Annotated in this window: 16 protein-coding genes; 13 read left to right on the forward strand and 3 right to left on the reverse strand. The window is 62.7% G+C overall.

Annotation, left to right across the window (positions count from 1 at the left end):
* The first annotated feature begins 114 nt into the window (after nt 1-114).
* From J2Y68_RS19150 to J2Y68_RS19165, 4 genes are read left to right on the forward strand one after another with little or no spacing between them, the layout of a single operon-like run.
* A complete protein-coding gene (locus tag J2Y68_RS19150; protein ID WP_309995815.1) occupies nt 115-1,125 on the forward strand; it encodes a Bug family tripartite tricarboxylate transporter substrate binding protein in 1,011 nt (336 codons plus the stop codon).
* Nucleotides 1,122-1,625 (forward strand): tripartite tricarboxylate transporter TctB family protein, encoded by a 504-nt coding sequence (locus tag J2Y68_RS19155; RefSeq protein WP_309995817.1) that lies wholly within the window; start codon nt 1,122-1,124, stop codon nt 1,623-1,625. The genes J2Y68_RS19150 and J2Y68_RS19155 overlap by 4 nt, the downstream gene beginning before the upstream one ends.
* Nucleotides 1,625-3,163, forward strand: a complete 1,539-nt coding sequence (locus J2Y68_RS19160) for a tripartite tricarboxylate transporter permease (protein ID WP_309995819.1) — start codon at nt 1,625-1,627, stop codon at nt 3,161-3,163. Before J2Y68_RS19155 ends, J2Y68_RS19160 begins: the two co-directional genes overlap by 1 nt.
* A 28-nt stretch (nt 3,164-3,191) precedes the next feature.
* Nucleotides 3,192-3,584, forward strand: coding sequence for a universal stress protein (locus J2Y68_RS19165; protein ID WP_211713924.1), 393 nt, complete (start codon nt 3,192-3,194; stop codon nt 3,582-3,584).
* Between the two features lie 80 nt (nt 3,585-3,664).
* On the opposite strand, the gene J2Y68_RS19170 is transcribed toward J2Y68_RS19165, so the two are convergent.
* Complete coding sequence (locus J2Y68_RS19170) at nt 3,665-4,993, reverse strand: NosD domain-containing protein (protein ID WP_309995821.1); 1,329 nt, start codon at nt 4,991-4,993, stop codon at nt 3,665-3,667.
* 333 nt (nt 4,994-5,326) lie between these two features.
* Between J2Y68_RS19170 and J2Y68_RS19175 the strand changes: the two genes are divergently transcribed.
* The 8 genes from J2Y68_RS19175 to J2Y68_RS19210 all read left to right on the forward strand — a co-directional run bounded on the left by J2Y68_RS19175 (nt 5,327) and on the right by J2Y68_RS19210 (nt 14,154).
* Entirely contained in the window at nt 5,327-6,613 is a 1,287-nt protein-coding gene (locus tag J2Y68_RS19175; RefSeq protein ID WP_309995824.1) for an ABC transporter substrate-binding protein, read from the forward strand.
* Between the two features lie 73 nt (nt 6,614-6,686).
* Entirely contained in the window at nt 6,687-7,574 is an 888-nt protein-coding gene (locus J2Y68_RS19180) for a carbohydrate ABC transporter permease (RefSeq protein ID WP_235519812.1), read from the forward strand.
* The gene (locus J2Y68_RS19185) at nt 7,574-8,500 is read left to right on the forward strand and encodes a carbohydrate ABC transporter permease (protein WP_309995828.1); all 927 of its coding nucleotides are present in this window, start codon (nt 7,574-7,576) and stop codon (nt 8,498-8,500) included. Before J2Y68_RS19180 ends, J2Y68_RS19185 begins: the two co-directional genes overlap by 1 nt.
* Before the next feature lie 70 nt (nt 8,501-8,570).
* Entirely contained in the window at nt 8,571-9,611 is a 1,041-nt protein-coding gene (locus J2Y68_RS19190; protein WP_309995830.1) for a LacI family DNA-binding transcriptional regulator, read from the forward strand.
* A 42-nt stretch (nt 9,612-9,653) separates the two neighbouring features.
* Entirely contained in the window at nt 9,654-11,222 is a 1,569-nt protein-coding gene (locus J2Y68_RS19195) for a glycoside hydrolase family 32 protein (RefSeq protein ID WP_309995833.1), read from the forward strand.
* A 13-nt stretch (nt 11,223-11,235) separates the two neighbouring features.
* Entirely contained in the window at nt 11,236-12,177 is a 942-nt protein-coding gene (locus J2Y68_RS19200; RefSeq protein ID WP_309995836.1) for a carbohydrate kinase family protein, read from the forward strand.
* A 30-nt stretch (nt 12,178-12,207) separates the two neighbouring features.
* A complete protein-coding gene (locus J2Y68_RS19205; protein WP_309995839.1) occupies nt 12,208-13,542 on the forward strand; it encodes a NosD domain-containing protein in 1,335 nt (444 codons plus the stop codon).
* Nucleotides 13,543-13,623: 81 nt separating this feature from the next.
* Nucleotides 13,624-14,154, forward strand: a complete 531-nt coding sequence (locus J2Y68_RS19210) for a GNAT family N-acetyltransferase (RefSeq protein ID WP_309995842.1) — start codon at nt 13,624-13,626, stop codon at nt 14,152-14,154.
* A 6-nt stretch (nt 14,155-14,160) separates the two neighbouring features.
* On the opposite strand, the gene J2Y68_RS19215 is transcribed toward J2Y68_RS19210, so the two are convergent.
* Nucleotides 14,161-16,296 (reverse strand): amylo-alpha-1,6-glucosidase, encoded by a 2,136-nt coding sequence (locus J2Y68_RS19215; RefSeq protein ID WP_309995844.1) that lies wholly within the window; start codon nt 16,294-16,296, stop codon nt 14,161-14,163.
* 45 nt (nt 16,297-16,341) lie between these two features.
* Entirely contained in the window at nt 16,342-17,415 is a 1,074-nt protein-coding gene (locus J2Y68_RS19220; protein ID WP_309995847.1) for a glycosyltransferase family 4 protein, read from the reverse strand.
* A 146-nt stretch (nt 17,416-17,561) separates the two neighbouring features.
* Between J2Y68_RS19220 and J2Y68_RS19225 the strand changes: the two genes are divergently transcribed.
* The gene (locus tag J2Y68_RS19225) at nt 17,562-18,260 is read left to right on the forward strand and encodes a DsbA family oxidoreductase (RefSeq protein ID WP_309996141.1); all 699 of its coding nucleotides are present in this window, start codon (nt 17,562-17,564) and stop codon (nt 18,258-18,260) included.
* Nucleotides 18,261-18,308: the final 48 nt, after the last annotated feature.

The following is an 18,308-nucleotide window of genomic DNA, read 5'->3' on the forward strand; positions in this document are numbered from 1 at the left end:
TAAAGATCACTGCGAACACAAGAGTGATCGCCGTCACGCCCCCGCCTAGCATCAGTTCACGGGGCTCAACGTTGACCGCCCTGAACAGAATGCATAACTGAGAAGAGGAACACCATGCGCCAGATCCGCGCATTGCGAGTTGCCGCCGTCGCTGCCGGCCTCGCCCTGATGGCTACAGGTTGCGGTGCCACAGGCAAGAGCTCCACCGGTTCGGAAACCTCCGGCGCAGCAGCCGGACCCATTACCGGGCTCCAGATCATGGTGCCGAACACTCCCGGCGGCGGCTATGACACCACGGCCCGCGCCGCGGCCAAGGTCCTTGATGACGAGAAGATCGCCAACAACACCGAGGTCTTCAACCTCGCCGGTGCCGGCGGTACTGTCGGCCTGGCCCGTGTGGTCAATGAGAAGGGCAACGGCGACCTCGCCATGTTGATGGGCCTGGGCGTCGTGGGTGCCAGCTACACCAACAAGTCGCAGTCCAAGCTGACGGACACCACACCCCTGGCAAAGCTCATTGAAGAGCCGGGTGCCATCATGGTCAGCAAGGACTCCCCCTACAAGACCATCGACGATCTTGTGAAGGCCTGGAAGGCCGATCCCGGGTCCATCTCCGTAGGTGGCGGCTCGTCCCCTGGCGGACCTGACCACCTGCTGCCGATGCAATTGGCTGGCGCGGTGGGCATCGATGCCACCAAGGTCAACTTCGTTTCCTACGACGGCGGCGGCGACCTCCTGCCCGCCATCCTGGGCAACAAGCTCGGCTTTGCAGCCTCCGGCGCAGGCGAATACCTGGAGCAGATCAAGTCCGGCGAAGTCCGCGTACTGGCCACCAGCGGTGAGAAGCGGCTGGACGGCGTGGACGCACCCACACTGAAGGAATCCAACATTGACCTGGTATTCAGCAACTGGCGTGGCGTGGTGGCCCCTCCAGGCATCAGCGACGCTGACAAGCAGTCCCTGATCGCCGCACTGGAGAAAATGCACGCTTCCGAAGGGTGGAAGCAAGCGCTGAAGACCCACAGCTGGACGGACGCTTTTGTCACCGGCGATGAATTCACGACCTTCCTGACTGACCAGGACAAGCGGGTGGCGGACGTCCTCACCAAGCTTGGTCTGGCGTGAGCTCTGCAGTAACAGGCTTGAAAGGCCGCGCCGAGCTGGGGGTAGCCCTCCTGCTCGGCGTGGTTGGCGTCCTTGTTTTCCTCGATGCCAACGGCCTGGTGACCCCGTACTCCAAGTCAGACCCCGTAGGCCCCAAAACGGTCCCGTTCATTGTTGCCGGCATTCTCCTGATCTGCGCTGTGATGCTTGCCATCAACGTTCTGCGTGGCGGTAAAGGTGAAGCCGAAGAAGGCGAGGATGTGGACCTGACCCACCCTGCGGACTGGAAGACCGTCCTGCCGCTGGCCGGTGCGTTCCTCTTGAACATCCTGCTGATCGACTGGGCCGGCTGGGTCATCTCCGGCACCGTTCTGTTCTGGGGCAGCGTCCTTGCCTTGGGCAGCCGCCGGTACATCCGCGACGGAATCATCTCCGTGGCGCTCTCCTTGCTCACCTTCTACGGCTTTTACCTCGGCTTGGGCATCGCTTTGCCTGCCGGGCTCCTGGAAGGAATCCTCTGATGGACGTCTGGTCCTCCTTGATGGACGGTTTCTCCACCGCTCTGACTCCCCTGAACCTGATGTACGCCATGATCGGCGTCATCCTGGGCACCGCCGTTGGTGTCCTCCCGGGCCTGGGCCCGGCCATGACGGTGGCACTGCTCCTCCCCGTTACCTATGCCCTTGAACCCACCAGCGCGTTCATCATGTTCGCCGGCATCTACTACGGCGGAATGTACGGCGGTTCCACCACCTCCATCCTGTTGAACACACCGGGTGAATCGTCATCCGTGGTCACGGCCATTGAAGGCAACAAGATGGCAAAAGCGGGCCGCGCCGCCCAAGCACTTGCGACGGCGGCCATCGGCTCGTTCGTGGCAGGCACCATCGGCACCACCCTCCTTGCCGTCTGCGCGCCGATCGTTGTGAAATTCGCCGTCAGCCTGGGCTCTCCCAGCTACTTCGCGATCATGATGCTGGCTCTCCTGGCCGTCACCGCGGTCCTGGGCAAGTCACGTCTCCGCGGCTTCGCCTCCCTGGGCCTGGGCCTGGCCATCGGCCTGGTTGGGTTGGACTCCGTCACCGGGCAAAGCCGCCTCACGTTCGGCATTCCGTTGTTGTCTGACGGACTGGACATTGTGGTGGTGGCAGTCGCTATCTTCGCCGTGGGTGAAGCGCTCTGGGTTGCCGCGCACCTGCGCCGTACTCCGTTGCACATCATTCCGGTGGGCCGTCCGTGGATGGGCAAGAAGGACTGGCAGCGTTCCTGGAAGCCGTGGCTTCGTGGCACAGTGTTTGGTTTCCCCTTCGGTGCCCTCCCAGCAGGCGGCGCCGAGATCCCCACGTTCCTGAGCTACGTCACGGAAAAGCGCCTCAGCAAGCACCCGGAAGAATTCGGACACGGGGCCATTGAGGGTGTAGCCGGCCCGGAGGCTGCCAACAACGCAGCGGCAGCCGGCACCCTCACCCCCATGCTGGCCCTCGGACTGCCCACCAATGCAACAGCCGCCGTGATGCTCGCAGCGTTCACGTCCTACGGCATCCAGCCTGGTCCGCAGCTCTTCTCCAGCCAAGGACCCTTGGTGTGGGCCTTGATTGCCAGCCTCTTCATTGGCAACCTCCTGCTCCTGCTGATCAACCTTCCGCTGGCGCCGCTGTGGGCCAAGCTCCTGCAGCTCCCCCGCCCGTACCTGTACGCGGGCATCCTGTTCTTCGCCACCCTGGGCGCCTACTCGGTGAACCTGCAGGCGTTCGACCTGGTGATCCTGCTGGTCCTCGGTGCACTTGGCTTCATGACGCGGCGCTTCGGACTCCCCGTCCTGCCACTCATCCTGGGCGTCATCCTTGGCCCCCGTTTGGAAGGCCAGCTCCGCAAGACCCTGCAGCTCAGTGCCGGCGACCCAGCAGGGCTCTTCAGTGAGCCGATCGCCGTCGGAATTTATGTGATCATCGGCATCATCCTGGCGTGGCCGCTGGTGCTTAAGCTCATCCGGCGCAACCGTCCGGCCAAAGCTTCACTGCTCCCGGCCAATTCCGGTGCCGCCGACTACAGCGACTAACCAACAGCCTTATCGAACAGGAGAAACCATGACCATCGTGGTGGGATACGTCCCTACACCGGAAGGCGAAGCGGCCCTGACCCAGGCCATCGCCGAGGCCAAGAAGGGCAACGAAACCCTTCTTGTCATCAACTCCTCCAAGGGCGACGCCCTGGTGGACAACCGTTACGCCCAGGAGCCGGACATCCAGAGCATCGAGGAACGACTTGCTTCGCAGGGCGTGCAGCACGTCATCAAGCAACCAATCCGTGGCCATGACGCTGCGGCTGAGGTACTGGACGCTGCTGATGAGCATGACGCCGGACTGATAGTGATCGGCCTGCGCCGTCGCAGCCCGGTGGGCAAACTCATCATGGGCAGCGTCTCCCAACGGATCCTGCTGGAGGCCGACTGCCCGGTGCTGGCGGTCAAGGCGGACTAAGGTTCGGGAATCACGACGGCGGCTGGTCACCATTGGTGACCAGCCGCGGTCGTGCTTTCCCTCCGCTTTCCCTCCGGGCGTCAGGGGGTGGGCCGGATGGCCGTGTCCTGGCTGTATGACGTGATGGTGGTTGCGGCTCCGCTGTCGAGCACCTTCGAATGGGTGGTCGATCCGTCAAGAACCACGTGCTGGGTGGCAACATTGCTGACCACGTGGTTGGTGGCTATGACGTTGCCGTCCCCTCCTGCGATCAGGATGATGGTCGGCTGGGAACCGGCCGGGACAACCTTGTTCGGCGGGACGTCATAAGCGAATAGGTTGGTTGAGATGAGGTTGTTGTCTCCCAGCGTATGGATGACGCCGTAGAGGTCATCGAGTCCGTTGGTGCGGTCGATGAAGGGCGGAAACCCTTCCGCGCCCCGGCGGAAGTGGTTGGAGGTGACGAGGTTTTCTTTGCATCCATTCAGAAGGCGCATCATGCCCGGATAGAAGCCCTGGAACCTGTTTGATGTCACACTGCAGCGGTTGCAGCCTGTGAACTCAAGGAGACTACGTCCCCTGGGGAAGAAGTTGTTTCCCGTGACCAGGAGGCCTTCGTGGTTTTCGGCCAGAAGAGTCACACCCTCGGGGCCGGCACCCATCAGGTTGTCGCTGACAATCGTTGCCTGACCGGCACCGGTCAGTTCGACGCAGTTCCCGCATTCGGCGATCATGTTGTCGTGGATCCGGAGGGCGTCGGCGCCCCGGACTACCAGAGCGTGTTCGAGATAGACGAACCCCATCCCCGTAATGTGGATGGAGTCGTTGTCGGATGCGACGTCAATGCCGGTCTTCCCATTTTTGTAGCTGTTCGCGTCCGGGGTGAAAGTAACCCCATCAAGGCAGAAATCCCTGAACACGATCCCGGACAGGCGGGGGCTTCCGTTCCTGCGCACCAGAAATGCCTGGGGCGCGGAAGGTGGGGTCAGGACGCGGATGTGGCTGCCACCCGGCTGCAGGTTCACCCAGCCCGTGGTGTCGACGTTGTCCTTGATGCTTCGGGAGAAGAAGCCATGACCAAAACCTGCGATGGTGAGGTAGTCCACGTCCACCACCACTTGGGTGAGAAGGTCATAGTCCCCCGGGGGAATGATGACGACGGCACCCGGCCTGGTCTCCGGCGTCGACTGGCGCTTTTTGATGTCAGCGATGATGTCATTGATGACGGCACCGATATCCGATTCCGCCGTGATCTTGGGCTTTCCCTTGATTTTCCAAGCCGTGACGTCATAGGCGTTCGGTGAAATGAAGGGCCCCCCTTTACTCTCCTCCGCGGCGTCTGCGTTTGGGGATGTTCCAAGGCTCAAGGCCGCGGCCAGCGTGCCCACAGCCCCTGCCCCCACGAGCATTCGGCGGCTCGGGTCGGTCATTTCAAGCTTCCTGCCAGTTCCCACTGGATCTCCTGTCAGTCCTTGTCCATAGCCCGGCACCTCGGCGTGGCAATCAGGCACGAGCGTGCCAAATCGTTTATCCAAGGGGGGTTGGGAGAAACACTAAGAGCAGCAGTGAGGGCTGTCAACGCCAAAGTCCTGGCCAGTATTTTGGCAGGATCCGCTCCGGATCTGCCGCCAACGTGACCCTTGACACCAGAAATATTGGAGGCCTACACTTTTGCCAAGTCGTTTTGGCAAAACGATTTGTCACCCAAATGAACCTCATCACCGTTTTTGCCACTCCGTTCAAGAGAAAGTGAGTCGACAGCGATGTCCACTCGAAACACCATCTCCAAGCTCGTCACCCTCGGCGGGCTGTGCACCGCCGTCGCACTTGTTGCCACCGGTTGTGGCGCCGGAGGTCCCGCACCCTCGTCCGGCGGATCCGGAGGATCCAGCTCCATCAACGTTTTGGTCGAAGCAGGTGGTCACGCTGAACTCACAGGCGTCGCAGAACAGTGCAAGAAGGACGCCGGCGTCGACGTAAACTTCGTCGAACTCCCCTATGACGGCATGTTCAACCGCCTTTCCAGCGAGTTTTCCTCGGGCAACGTGTCCTTCGATGTAGCAGCCCTGGACTCGGTCTGGTTGCCCAGCTTCAAGGACGGCGTCCAACCCATCGATGAGCTTTTCACGGACGACGTCAAGAAGGACATCTTCCCCGCGCTCGTCAAGGAAGCCAACGTGGACGGCCACTTCATCGGCCTGCCGGCCTGGACCAACGCCGAGATCATCCTGTACCGCAAGGACCTGTTTGAGAACGCCAAGAACAAGGCCGATTTCCAAGCCAAGTACGGTTACGAGCTCGCAGCGCCCAAGACGTGGAAGCAGTACCAGGACATTTCCGAGTTCTTCACCAAGGACGGCATGTACGGCACGGACGTCAAGGGCGCCGTGGAAACCGAATGGCTGGCCCACGTCCTCCAGGCCGGCTCCCCCATGGTCCTGGACAAGGACAACAAGGTGGTCATCGACAACGCCGCCCACAAGGAAGCCCTGGACTTCTACGTGAGCTTGGCCAAGGACGCCCCGAGTGGTGCAGCACAGGTTGACTGGGCAGCAGCACAGAACTTGTTCAACCAGGGCAAGACGGCAATGACCCGCTTCTGGGCCCACGCCTACCGCCAGATCCCCGCCGATGCTCCCGTGGCAGGAAAGGTGGGAGCCGCAGCAATGATCGGCGGCAGCGCCGGCGTCGCAGGCGTTCCGGGACCGTGGTACCTCTCCGTTCCCAAGGCAACCAAGAACACTGACGCTGCCAAGAAGTTCGTCAAGTGCGCCTACGACTACAACGACAAGGGAATCGAATCCAAGCTCGGTTTGGCCTCCCGTATCAGCGCGTTCGAAAAATACCAGGACCAGCCTGGTTACGAGAGCTTCAAGCCGCTGATCGAGACCCTCAACGGCCAGGCAACAGCCACCCGGCCCGCCACCGCCAAGTGGCAGCAGATCGTTGACACCGTCCTGATCCCGTTGCTGCAGAAGGCCGTGGCCGGTGGCGACACCTCCGCCCTCCTGGCCGATGCCAAGAAGCAGATCCAGGACCTCCTGAAGTAGAACTCCGCGGCCGGCACCATCAGTACTGAAATGACAGTGCCGGCCGCGGTCCCAACCAGCAGAAAAGAAAACCGTGCGTATCTCCGATCGCCGCTTCGCCCTCTATCTGATGACGCCCGCGGCACTGTTCCTGGCCGTATTCGTGGCCTATCCCCTCTTCCGCCTGGTGGCTGACAGCTTCTTCAAGATCTCGCCCATCGCCGGCGGCCCCCGCGATTTCGTGGGCTTCCAGAATTACGTAACGGCCTTCACCTCCGAGGCCTTCACCAGCGCCGGGTGGCGAACCCTGGGCTACACGGTGGTGGTAGTAGCACTGGAGTTCACCCTCGGCCTCGGCATGGCCTTGCTCTTCACAGCCCTGGGCAAGAAGTCCCAAATCTGGCGGACAGTGTTCCTCTACCCCCTGATGATCGCCCCGATCGTGGCGGGCCTCCTGTGGAAGTTCCTGATGATCGATAACTTCGGCCTCATCGGAACGCTCCTTCACCAAGCCGGGATCCTGTCGGACCCCAACCAGATCGGGTGGTTGTCCGACCCCAACATTGTGTTGTTCTCGGTGGCCATTCCAGATATCTGGCTCACGACCTCCTTTATGTGCCTGGTGCTCTTCGCCGGCCTTCAGAACATCCCCGGCGACCTGCTCGAGGCCGCCCGCCTGGATGGCGCCCGTGCTCCGGCACTCCTGTTCCGGATCATCCTTCCGCTGCTTCGCCCCGTGATCGCTGTTGCCCTTGTGGTCCGCGGAATAGACGCAGCAAGGGCCTTCGACACCATCCTGATCCAAACCAACGGCGGACCGCAGTCGGCATCGGAAACGATGAGCCTGCTGATCTACCGCACCATGATCCGCTTCGGCGACCCGGGCCTGGCCAGCGCCATGGGCACCATTTACCTCATCGCCATGCTGGCCATTGCCTTCGTTGCGGTGGCCACCATCTGGCGGCCAGGAAAGGACAACTGATGAGCACCGCGAGCATAACCACCAAAGCCGGCCCTCCGCCGTCGGGCCTTAGCGAACCACAAGTGCTCCGGCGACGCGGGGTCAACCGTGAAGGGCTCGAAGCCGGCCGGCGCAGCACACGGACCATCCTGTGGATCCTGCTGGCGGTAGCCATGGTGCTGTACGGTTTCCCGTTCCTGTACCTGCTGTTCACATCGTTCAAGACGCCGATCGACACCATCGCTGTCCCGCCCACCATCCTGCCCCGCGAGTGGACGCTGGAGAACTACACCAATGCCCTGGGCCGCAGCGGCGTGGTGGCGTCTTTCATCAACAGCATCCAAACGGCAGTCATCAGCACACTGCTTTCCCTGGTCCTGGCAGTTCCGGCCGCCTACGGCATCACCAGGTACAAGACCCCCAGCGGGCGCGTATTCATCATGGCCGCACTGGTCACCCGCATGGTTCCGCCGGTAGCCATAGGCATTCCGCTGGCGTCCATGATGGCTTCCGTGGGACTGGCAGACACCCCGATAGCCCTGTCCATTGCGCACACCACCATCTCGCTTCCGCTCTCCATCTGGCTGATGTCCAGCTTCTTCGAGTCAGTCCCCCGGGACCTTGAAGAAGCCGCAACCGTGGACGGATGCAGCAGGCTCGGCGCCCTGTGGCGGGTGGTCATCCCCGTGGTGTCCGGCGGTATCGCCGTCACAGCGATCTTCGCTTTCCTGGCTTCCTGGAACGAATTCCTGTTCGCACTCCTGATGACAGCGATCCGCTCCCAGACAACGCCAGTGGTGATCGCGAACTTCCAAACGCAGTTCGGCCTGGACTGGGGTTCCATGACGGCCCTCGCCGCGGTGTACTCGATCCCGGTCATCCTGCTGACGCTCCTGCTGCAGCGAAAGATCGTGGCGGGCATGACGCTGGGTGCGGTCAAGGGCTAGCGCCACCATCAACGAGTAGCCTACTGATAGCCCCTCCGGGGCGTCACCAACCATAAGGACGTGGGAGTCAATGAGCAGCAAGAACATCGGTATCAAGGACGTAGCCGTCGCTGCGGGCGTGTCCGTCACCACCGTGTCCCATGTCCTCAACGAGGTTTCCTACGCCCGGATCAGCACCGAAACGCGGGACAAAGTCAGGATGGCCGCCGAAGAACTCGGTTACGGCCCCAACCGCCTGGCCCAGGCCCTCCGCACGCAAAGGACCGGCATGCTGGGCCTGGTCAGCGAGGAAATCGCCACCACGCCCCACGCGGGAAGGATCATCCTTGGCGCCGATGAGGCCGCCAAAGCCCGGGGATACAACCTCATGATCATCAACACCCCGGGCTCGGCCAGCCTCGAATCAAGGCAAGCCGACGTGCAGGCCCTCCTGGAGCGCCGTGTGGACGGGATCCTTTACGCCACCATGTACCACCGCAACGTGGAACTCCCGGAGAACCTGGCCAGCGTCCCATCGGTCCTGGTGGACTCCGTTGCCATTGGCGGGAACATCACCGCCGTGGTCCCGGACGAGGACGGCGGCGCCCGCGCCGCCGTTGGAGCACTCCTCGACGCCGGCCACACCCGGGTGGGCTTCATCAACAACACCGATGACGTGCCCGCGACCCGCCAGCGGCTCCGGGCCTTCCGGGCCATGCTCAACGAAGCAGGGCTCGACGGCGACGAGGCACCTGTTGAGTCCGAGGTCTCCGAGGTGCAGGGCGGCTATGAGGCAGCGAAACGGATTCTCTCGCGGACGGAGAGGCCTACGGCACTGTTCTGCTACAACGACCGCATGGCCATGGGCGCTTACCGGGCTGCCGCTGAACTGGGACTCAGTATTCCCCACGACCTTTCCGTGGTGGGCTTTGACGACCAGGAACTGATCGCCGCCAACCTCTACCCCGGCCTCACCACAGTCGCCCTCCCCCACTACGAGATGGGGGCCTGGGCCACGGAACACCTTATTGACGCCATTGAGGGCAAGGACGACCTGTCCTTAATGGCACTCCACCCCACCATCCTGGGCTGTCCGTTGGTCACCCGCGATTCCGTCGCCGCTCCGCGGTAGAGCCCAGCCAGCCACTTCAACGTCCCAAAAGGAACGCACCACATGTCCAGTAGCCTTGATGCCGCACGCCCGGTAACAGCCCCGGCCGTAACCCCCCGGTTTCGCCCTGCCATCCATTTCACGGCAAGCGACACGTGGCTGAATGATCCCAACGGCCTGGTGTTCCACGACGGTTTGTACCACCTCTTCTTCCAGAACAACCCTTACGGAAACGTCTGGGGCAACATGTCCTGGGGCCATGCCACGTCCCCCGACCTCCTCCACTGGGCTGAGCACCCCGTCGCTATTGCCGGCGACGAGGTTGAGGACATCTTCTCCGGAAGCGTCGTTGTAGACCACGGCAACACGTCCGGGTTCGGAACAGTCGAGTCACCAGCCTTGGTAGCTGTCTACACGAGCGCCTTCAAAGCCGCCTCCCCGCACAGCGGCACCCAGGCCCAGTCCCTTGCCTACAGCACTGATGGCGGAATGACATGGCTCAAATATGATGAAAATCCCGTCCTCACCCGGAACTCAGCGCATTTCCGGGATCCCAAAGTGTTCCGCTATGAGGGCCCGCACGGTTCCTGCTGGGTGATGGTCGCGGTCGAAGCGCAGCACCAGAAGGTAGTCCTGTACCGTTCCGAGGACCTCAAATCCTGGGACTTCCTCAGCGACTTTGGCCCGGCCAACGCGGACGCCGGTGAATGGGAATGCCCCGACCTGTTCCCGTTGGCGGTGGACGGCGACCCGGACAACACCAAATGGGTGCTGATCGTCAACGTCAATCCAGGCGCGGTGGCGGGCGGTTCGGGCGGCCAGTACTTCGTTGGGGAATTCGACGGCGTCCGTTTCGTCCCGGACGCGGGCTCGCTCGCCGCTCCCGCCGGGTTGTCGTCCTTCCCCGACAAGGATGCGGCTCAGGCGGCGCTGCAGCAATGCCTCTGGCTGGACTGGGGCCGCGACTGCTACGCCTCCGTGTCCTTCAGCAACGTCCCTGACAACCGGCGCATCATCATCGGCTGGATGAACAACTGGGACTACGCCAACCAATTGCCCACGGCCCCCTGGCGGTCCTCCATGACCCTGGCACGGGAACTCCGGCTCAGTTCCGTGAATGGCTCCCTCCAACTGATCCAGCACCCGGTCCTCACCGAACAGCGGGTGGAGGAAAACCCAGTGCCCGGTCCCGCGCCGTTCAATCTGGACGGCACGGCCCTGCGGCTGCCCGACGCCGTTCCCGGTACCGCACAGGTCATCGAAGCCGAGATTGTCCTGGGAAGCGCCGAACTCGTTGAGTTCAGCCTGCTCGGCAGCACCGACGGGAGTCAGCGCACGGTGCTGGGCTACAGCACACGCAGCGGGCGGCTCACCCTGGACCGCAGGCAATCGGGAAACACCCAATTCCACGGGAAGTTCGCATCGGTGGAAGCGGCACCGGCCGCTTTGGAGGACGGCATCCTTAAACTGCTCATCGTCGTGGACCAATGCTCCGTGGAAGTCTTCGCCCAGGACGGCAAAGTGGTCCTGACAGATCTTGTTTTTCCCGAAGCCAACAGCCTCAACAACTGGTTGTCAGCCGAGGGTGGCACCGCAACCGTCCGCAAGCTCGCCATCTCATCAATCGCCTAAGGAAAAGCCCGGAATGCACGAAGCAAAACCTGCCCTCCCTGGATCAGACCCCGACGTTGTAGTTGTTGGCGAAGCCCTGGTGGATATTGTCGTCGCCCCCGGCGGTACTGTGGCGCACCCCGGAGGATCCCCAGCGAACGTCGCCTACGGACTTGGCCGTCTGGGCGTCCGCACCGCCTTGATGACGTCGATCGGAGACGACCACCACGGTGCCGCCATCCAGCGGCACCTGGCCAGTGCCGGCGTCGAACTCCTGGCTGGTCCCGGAAAACGGAACCGAACCGCCACTGCAACCGCCACCCTGGCATCCGACGGTTCAGCCCATTACGACTTCGATATCACTTGGGACCTGCCCGCCACCGCACCGATGACCCTTCCCAAGGTTCTGCACACAGGATCGATCGCCACCTTCCTTGCACCCGGAGCGGCGGCAGTCCGGACACTCCTGGAGCAGTCACACCAGCGATGCGTGGTGACCTACGACCCCAATATCCGCCCCGCGCTGCTGGGCAGCCAGGCCGAAGCGAAGGGTATCTTTGAGGACCTCATCCCCTTCACAGAGGTGGTCAAACTCAGCGACGAGGACGCCCGGTGGCTCTATCCGGGGTTGGCGCTGGAAGACATTGCGCAACGCATCCTGCACCTAGGGGCCGGCCTGGCCGTTGTCACCAAGGGTTCAGATGGATCGCTGCTCTCAACCCCGGGAGGGCAGGTTCTGGTTCCGTCCGTGAAGTCTGTAGTGGTGGACACCATTGGCGCCGGCGACTCCTACATGGCCGCCCTGATCTACGGGCTCCTGGCAAGGGAAGCCGAAGGGCTGGGGTCGGAAGCCCTGGAGTCGTTGGGTCGTTTGGCCACCAAGGCCGCGGCCATCACGGTGCGGCGCGCGGGCGCCAACCCGCCGACGTCGGACGAGCTGTTGGCCGACCTTCGCGAACACCAACCCGCCAACTGACCACCCCCAACACTTCAAGAGGATCCACACATGTCCAGCAGCAACTACTACGACGTGACCACCTGGCACGTCGGCAATCCCTCCGAAGACGTCGGCAAGGTCATCAACAGCATCATCGCTGACATCAAGGAACGGCAGAACGCCTCAGACGTGAACGACGGCGGCAAGCCGGGGGCCGTGATCTACCTCCCACCCGGCGACTACCGCCTGCGGACACAGGTTTTGATAGACATCAGCTTCCTCAGGATCCAAGGCTCGGGACACGGTTTTACGTCCTCAAGCATCCGGTTCAACGTACCCGAAGACGAATGGCCCGATCTTCACGAGCTGTGGCCCGGAGGAAGCCGGGTCCTGGTTGACCTCCCCGTCGCAGACAGCGCGAACCCCGCGAATGGAGCTGCGTTCCTTGTCGAGCGGGCGGGCAGCCCCCGGATCAGCTCAGTAGAGTTCGCCAACTTCTGCATCGACGGGCTGCACTTCACCCCGGACGGCTCGGACCTGCCCGCGGAAAACAGCTACGTCAATGGCAAGACCGGCATCCACGTAGCCAGCGCCAACGATTCCTTCCGCGTCAATGAGATGGGCTTCATCTACCTCGAACACGCGCTGACCATCCACAACGCGGACGCCCTCTCCATCCACAACAACTTCATCGCAGAATGCGGAAGCTGCATCGAGCTGCGCGGCTGGGGGCAGGCGTCCAAGATCACCGACAACCTTATCGGGGCCGGTTTCAAGGGCCACTCCATCTACGCGGAGAACCACGGTGGCCTCCTGGTCACGGCGAACAACGTCTTCCCCCGCGGGGCGAGCAGCGTCCACTTCAGCGGCGTCACCCGTTCGAGCGTCACCAACAACCGCCTGCATTCCTTCTACCCGGGCATGGTTGTCCTTGAAGACAACAGTTCGGAGAACCTCGTAGCCACCAACCACTTCCTGCGCGACCATGAGCCGTGGACACCGTTCCTGGGGATCGACAACGGGCTGGACGACCTGCACGGGATCCTCAGCGTCAGCGGCAGCAACAACTCCGTGATCGGCAACCATTTCTCGCAAATCATCGACTCCGCCAGCATCCGCCCAGAAGGCGCGACCCCGGTCATTATCCGGCTGCGTGAGGGCACAGGAAATTTCGTGTCCAACAATCACATAGTTGCCATGAACGTCCACTCCTCACCAAGCGATGATTGCTTCGAGGCCCAGGTAGATGCCCTACTGGCCACTGATGACGTAGAGGACCTGGCCGTGACAGCTGTCCTGGTGGATCCCGGCTCAGCGCGTAACACCATCCTCGATTCCGGGAGCGACACGCAAGTAATCGCGGACAGGGGCACCAATGCCGTCAGGGCCACCCCCACCCCGTGACCAGGAGTTTTCGTCCAGCTCATGCCCTTAAGATTCGTTCTTGGGGGCATTAGCTGTACACAAACTCAGAGGGGGACCCACATGACCGAGACCATCCGCACCGCAACAGCGCACGACGCCGGAAAGCTGGCTGAGCTGGCAGCCATCACCTTCCCGCTGGCCTGCCCGCCCGGTTCCTCGCCGGCCGACATCCAGGCGCACCTTGAGAAGACGCTGAGCGAGTCCAATTTTCGGGATTACCTGGCCGATGCGAACATCACCATCCTGGTGCTCGACGACGACGGCCAACTCAACGGTTACACCCTCCTGGTTGCCAAGCCGGCCAGCGATCCCGACGTCGCCTCAGTACTCTCGTTCCTGCCGTCCACCGAACTGAGCAAGTGCTACGTCCACCCGGACTACCACGGCCACGGAGCTGCATCCAGGCTGATGCAGGCATCCCTTGCCAACGCCGCGGACAAAGGCGCGGCAGGTGTCTGGCTTGGGGTGAACAGCGAGAACGCCAAGGCCATCCGCTTCTACGAGAAGAGCGGTTTCCAGAAGGTGGGCACCAAGTCCTTCAAACTGGGTAACACGATGGAACACGACTTCGTCATGGAGCACGAACTCTAGGCCCACTTAGCCGAACAGGTCACCAGCGAGCTGTGGCCGAGGGTCGGAATGCAACTCCAAGCCCGCCGGAAGTCCGGTAGCGCTCCCCGAAGAACCGGACGCCTCAATGGTGATCCGCGACCGTCCAAGCAGCACGTTCTCTGCCCGGAACTCACCAAAGGATTCCGGCAGAATGGGCGCCAGGTGGAGCACGTCCCGCGTGAAGTCGGGGTCAAACCTGAGCAGGATGCGGGCCAGCTGTATCGGCGCCGCAGCCGCCCACGCTTGGGGGGAACACGCCGTCGGATAGGGAACCGGCTCCGAAAAGTCGGTCCGGTCAAAGCCGCAGAAGAGTTCGGGGAGCCGGCCACCAAAGTGTTCAGCGGCGTCGAACAGTCCGCTGGCCACCCTGCTGGCCTCCTTGACGAACCCGTAGCGCATCAGTCCGGTGGCAACCAGTGCCGTATCGTGTGGCCAGACCGAGCCGTTGTGGTAGCTGACGGGGTTGTAGGCGCCCATGTCGGATCCCAAGGTGCGGATGCCCCAGCCGGTGAACATTTCCGGTGACATCAGCCGTTCGGCCACCAGCGGTGCTTTGTCCTCATCCACGATGCCCACCCACAGGCAGTGGCCCATGTTGGACGTGCAGGAATCCACCGGTTTCTTGTCCTTGTCCAGCGCCAGGGCGAAATACCCCTCGTCCGGAAGCCAGAAAGTCTCGTTGAAGGCGGCTTTGAGCTTTTCAGCCCGGTCAGCGCATCGGCGTTCGACGGCGGTGTCCCCGGCCGCGCGCGCCAACAGGGACCGGCCCACGTAGGCCGCATAGGCATAGGCCTGGACTTCGCACAACGCGATAGGCGTTTCCGCCATCCGGCCATCAGCGAAGTTGATGCCGTCCCAGGAGTCCTTCCAGCCCTGGTTCACCAGTCCGTGCTGGTTGGGCCGTTGGTACTCGATGAAGCCGTCTCCGTCGCGGTCACCGTACTGCTCCATCCATTCAATGGCCCGGTCCGCGTGTGGGAGGAGGGAGTCGATGATGTCCGAGCCGAGACCCCATCGGCTGAGCTCCCCGAGCGTGGAGACGAACAGGGGTGTTGCGTCTGCGGTTCCGTAGTAGGCAGTCCCACCCAGTGAAAGCCCGGCCGTGACACCGAGCCGAACCTCGTGGGGCATCCGTCCGGGTTCCTCTTCGGAGTCCTCGTCCACTTTGCTGCCTTGGAGCGCAGCCAGGGTTTGCAGGGTCCCGGCGGCCAGGCGCGGGTCCACCATGAGTGACATGTAGGAGGCAAGGAGCGAGTCCCGGCCGAACAGGGCCATGAACCACGGGGCGCCTGCTGCCACGGCCACCCGGCCTGGATGGCTGGGATCGAAGATGCGCAGGGAGCCCAAATCGCGTTGGCTCCGCTCCAGGACCTCCTCCACGTTGGCGTCCGTCACGCGAATCCGGGGCACATGGTCTTCCCAGGCGGCATGCCGGCGGACGCCCGGGGTGTGGTGCAGCGGAGTGGTTTCGGTGAAGGGATCGCGGGGGCCCTGCCCATTGACCAACGGCATGGCGATGATGCTGGTAGACCATTGGCTGCGTGCGGGAATGCTGACGTGGAACTGCAGGCCGTCTTCGGACACTTTGGCTCCGGAAGCCCGGAACGCCACGCCCCGGCGTTGGCCGCTGGGGTGGAGGGAATCGATGTGCAGTTCTTTCTTGTGAACTTTTTTCAGGGGAGCACCCGCCGTGTTGGTACGGCCTCCCTTGACGTCGAAGAGGTCCGCAAGGTCGGCGTCGATCAGCAGTTCGATCTCGCACGGGGCGTCCTGCCCGGAGTAGTTGCGGATGGTGATGTCATCCCGCAAGCCGGCCCCCACGTGGCGTTGATGCTCAACCACCAGCGGGCTGTCGAACCTGCCGTCCGCGGAACAGGCCCGGCCCACATATTCGGCTTGGAACGCTGTGGGATTCCGGGCCACCAATGGCTCCCGCAGCGCCCCGTTGACCCTCAGTATCCACCGGGACACGATTCGGGTGTCCTGGTAGTAGGCACCTTGGGAACCGCCTCCGTGAATGTCACCGGAGTGGGAGGAGATGCAGAAAGATGAACCTTCTACGACGGTGACGGCACCCAGCTCCGACGCTCCGGCTTCGGTGTCTTCGTTCCAAGCGGTCATGGCCGGCTGGCCTCCTCCGGGGGTCTTTGGTGAGCGTGGGCAGCCCTACAGGGCTTGACTCTGATTCTCTTGCAACAGGCTTCCACCGGGAAGAGGTTTAGCCGCGGATTGTTCGATCACCCTGGCGTAAAGGCCAAGGTGGTCCGCTGCCATCCGTTGTGCGCTGAACGATTCCTCCACGGACCTCCTGCAGGCCTCCCGGCTCAGGTCCGGGATACCGGTGATACAGCCGGCAAGCTGCTCGGTGGAGCCCAAGAATCCCGTGATGCCGTGCCTGACTATTTCCGGAGCGGCCCCCATGGGTGTCGCCAGCACAGGGGTGCCTGTGGCGAGGGCTTCGATCATCACCAAGCCAAAGGGTTCGGCCCACTGGATGGGGTTGAGCAGTGCCATGGCGTCGCCCATCAACTGGTATTTTTCCGGGTCAGACAATTCCCCCAGGAACTCTTCATTGTTTCCGAGAGTCGGCTCCACAACATCGTGAAAGTAGTCCTGTTCTTCTGGGGCGTGCATTTTGGCCGCGATCCTCAGGGGAACCCCAGCTTCCCGGGCGATGGATACGGCTTCCAGGAGCCCTTTGTCCGGGCACATGCGTCCAACGAAGCACACATAGCCGCCGTCGCCCGCGCCCATTCTCACCGCGGACACGTCGATTCCGTGATGGATGACCGCCGAGATTTTCAGGTTCTCCACCCGGCTGCATTGATCGCGGGAGATGGCGATGATGGCGGTGTCGCGTGCCATGTCCCGGTAGAGCGGGACGTAGCCCGGTGACAGGGGGCCGTGAATGGTGGTGACCACGGGGATTCCGGGTGGTCGGTGGGCATACAGTGGCCCCGCCAGCGTATGGTCATGGATGATGTCGACGTCGCGCATGTGACCGTAGGCCTTGATGACATGCCCCAACTCGCTGAAGGTCAGTCCCAGTTCCTCCGGAGCCGCGGGACCAAACCCCGGGACCTGGGGTACGGGACAGGTGCTGTCTGCTGCCGTTGCCAGCAGGACCTCGTGGCCTTGATCGGCCAAGGCCCGGGCCAAGGCGTCAACTACCCGCTCTGTTCCACCGTATTTTTCAGGGGGCACCGTGAACCACGGGCCGACGATGAGTCCGATGCGCATGCTGGTTCCTCCGCGCAAACCCCCAGTCCAAGGGCTGGCTTCATAACCCTTTTCAAGAGTATGGGGCTTCACAGGGGACGGCAATGGGTGAGGAGAATTACAGCCGGGTAAGGAATGCCCTGCCGGTTCAACAGGTTGCCAACAGCATGAAGATTGAGATCTGGTCAGACGTCGCGTGTCCGTGGTGCTACATCGGCAAGCGCCGTTTCGAGACCGCCCTGGCGCAGTTCCCGCACCGTGATTCCGTGGACATCGAGTGGAAGAGCTATCAGCTGGATCCGTCCGTTCCTGAGCACTATGACGGCACCGAACTGGACTACTTGAGCAAGCGCAAGGGCATGGCACCGGAGCAGGTCAAGCAGATGTTCGGCCACGTCACTGAGACTGCCAAGGGCGAAGGCCTGGACTACCACTTTGACAAGGTGGTAGTGGCCAACAGCTTCACGGCGCACCGGCTCATCCACCTCGCCGCTACCCACGGCAGGCAGGACGCCGCCAAGGAGCAACTGCTGAGCGACCACTTTGAGCACGGCAAGGACATCGGCAACCATGAGTACCTGACCGAACTTGGTGCCCGCCTCGAACTGCCCGCCGATGAAGTCGCCGAACTTTTCACCTCCGACAGGTACACGGACGAGGTCAACCAGGACATCAACGAGGCCCGCGCCATCGGCGTGACAGGCGTTCCGTTCTTCGTCATCGACCGCAAGTACGGCATTTCCGGCGCGCAGCCCGCCGAACTTTTTAGCCAGGCCCTGAACCAGGCGTGGCAGGAAGCCAACCCCCTGATCCCGGTGGGCGCCTCCGACGCCGAGGCCTGCGGCCCGGACGGCTGCAGCATTTAACGCAACGCGGGGTCACTTATGGCCCATAATCCCCCTCGGAATGGGCCG

Source organism: Paenarthrobacter nitroguajacolicus (genome assembly GCF_031455195.1).
GTDB classification, from domain to species: Bacteria; Actinomycetota; Actinomycetes; order Actinomycetales; family Micrococcaceae; genus Arthrobacter; species Arthrobacter nitroguajacolicus_D.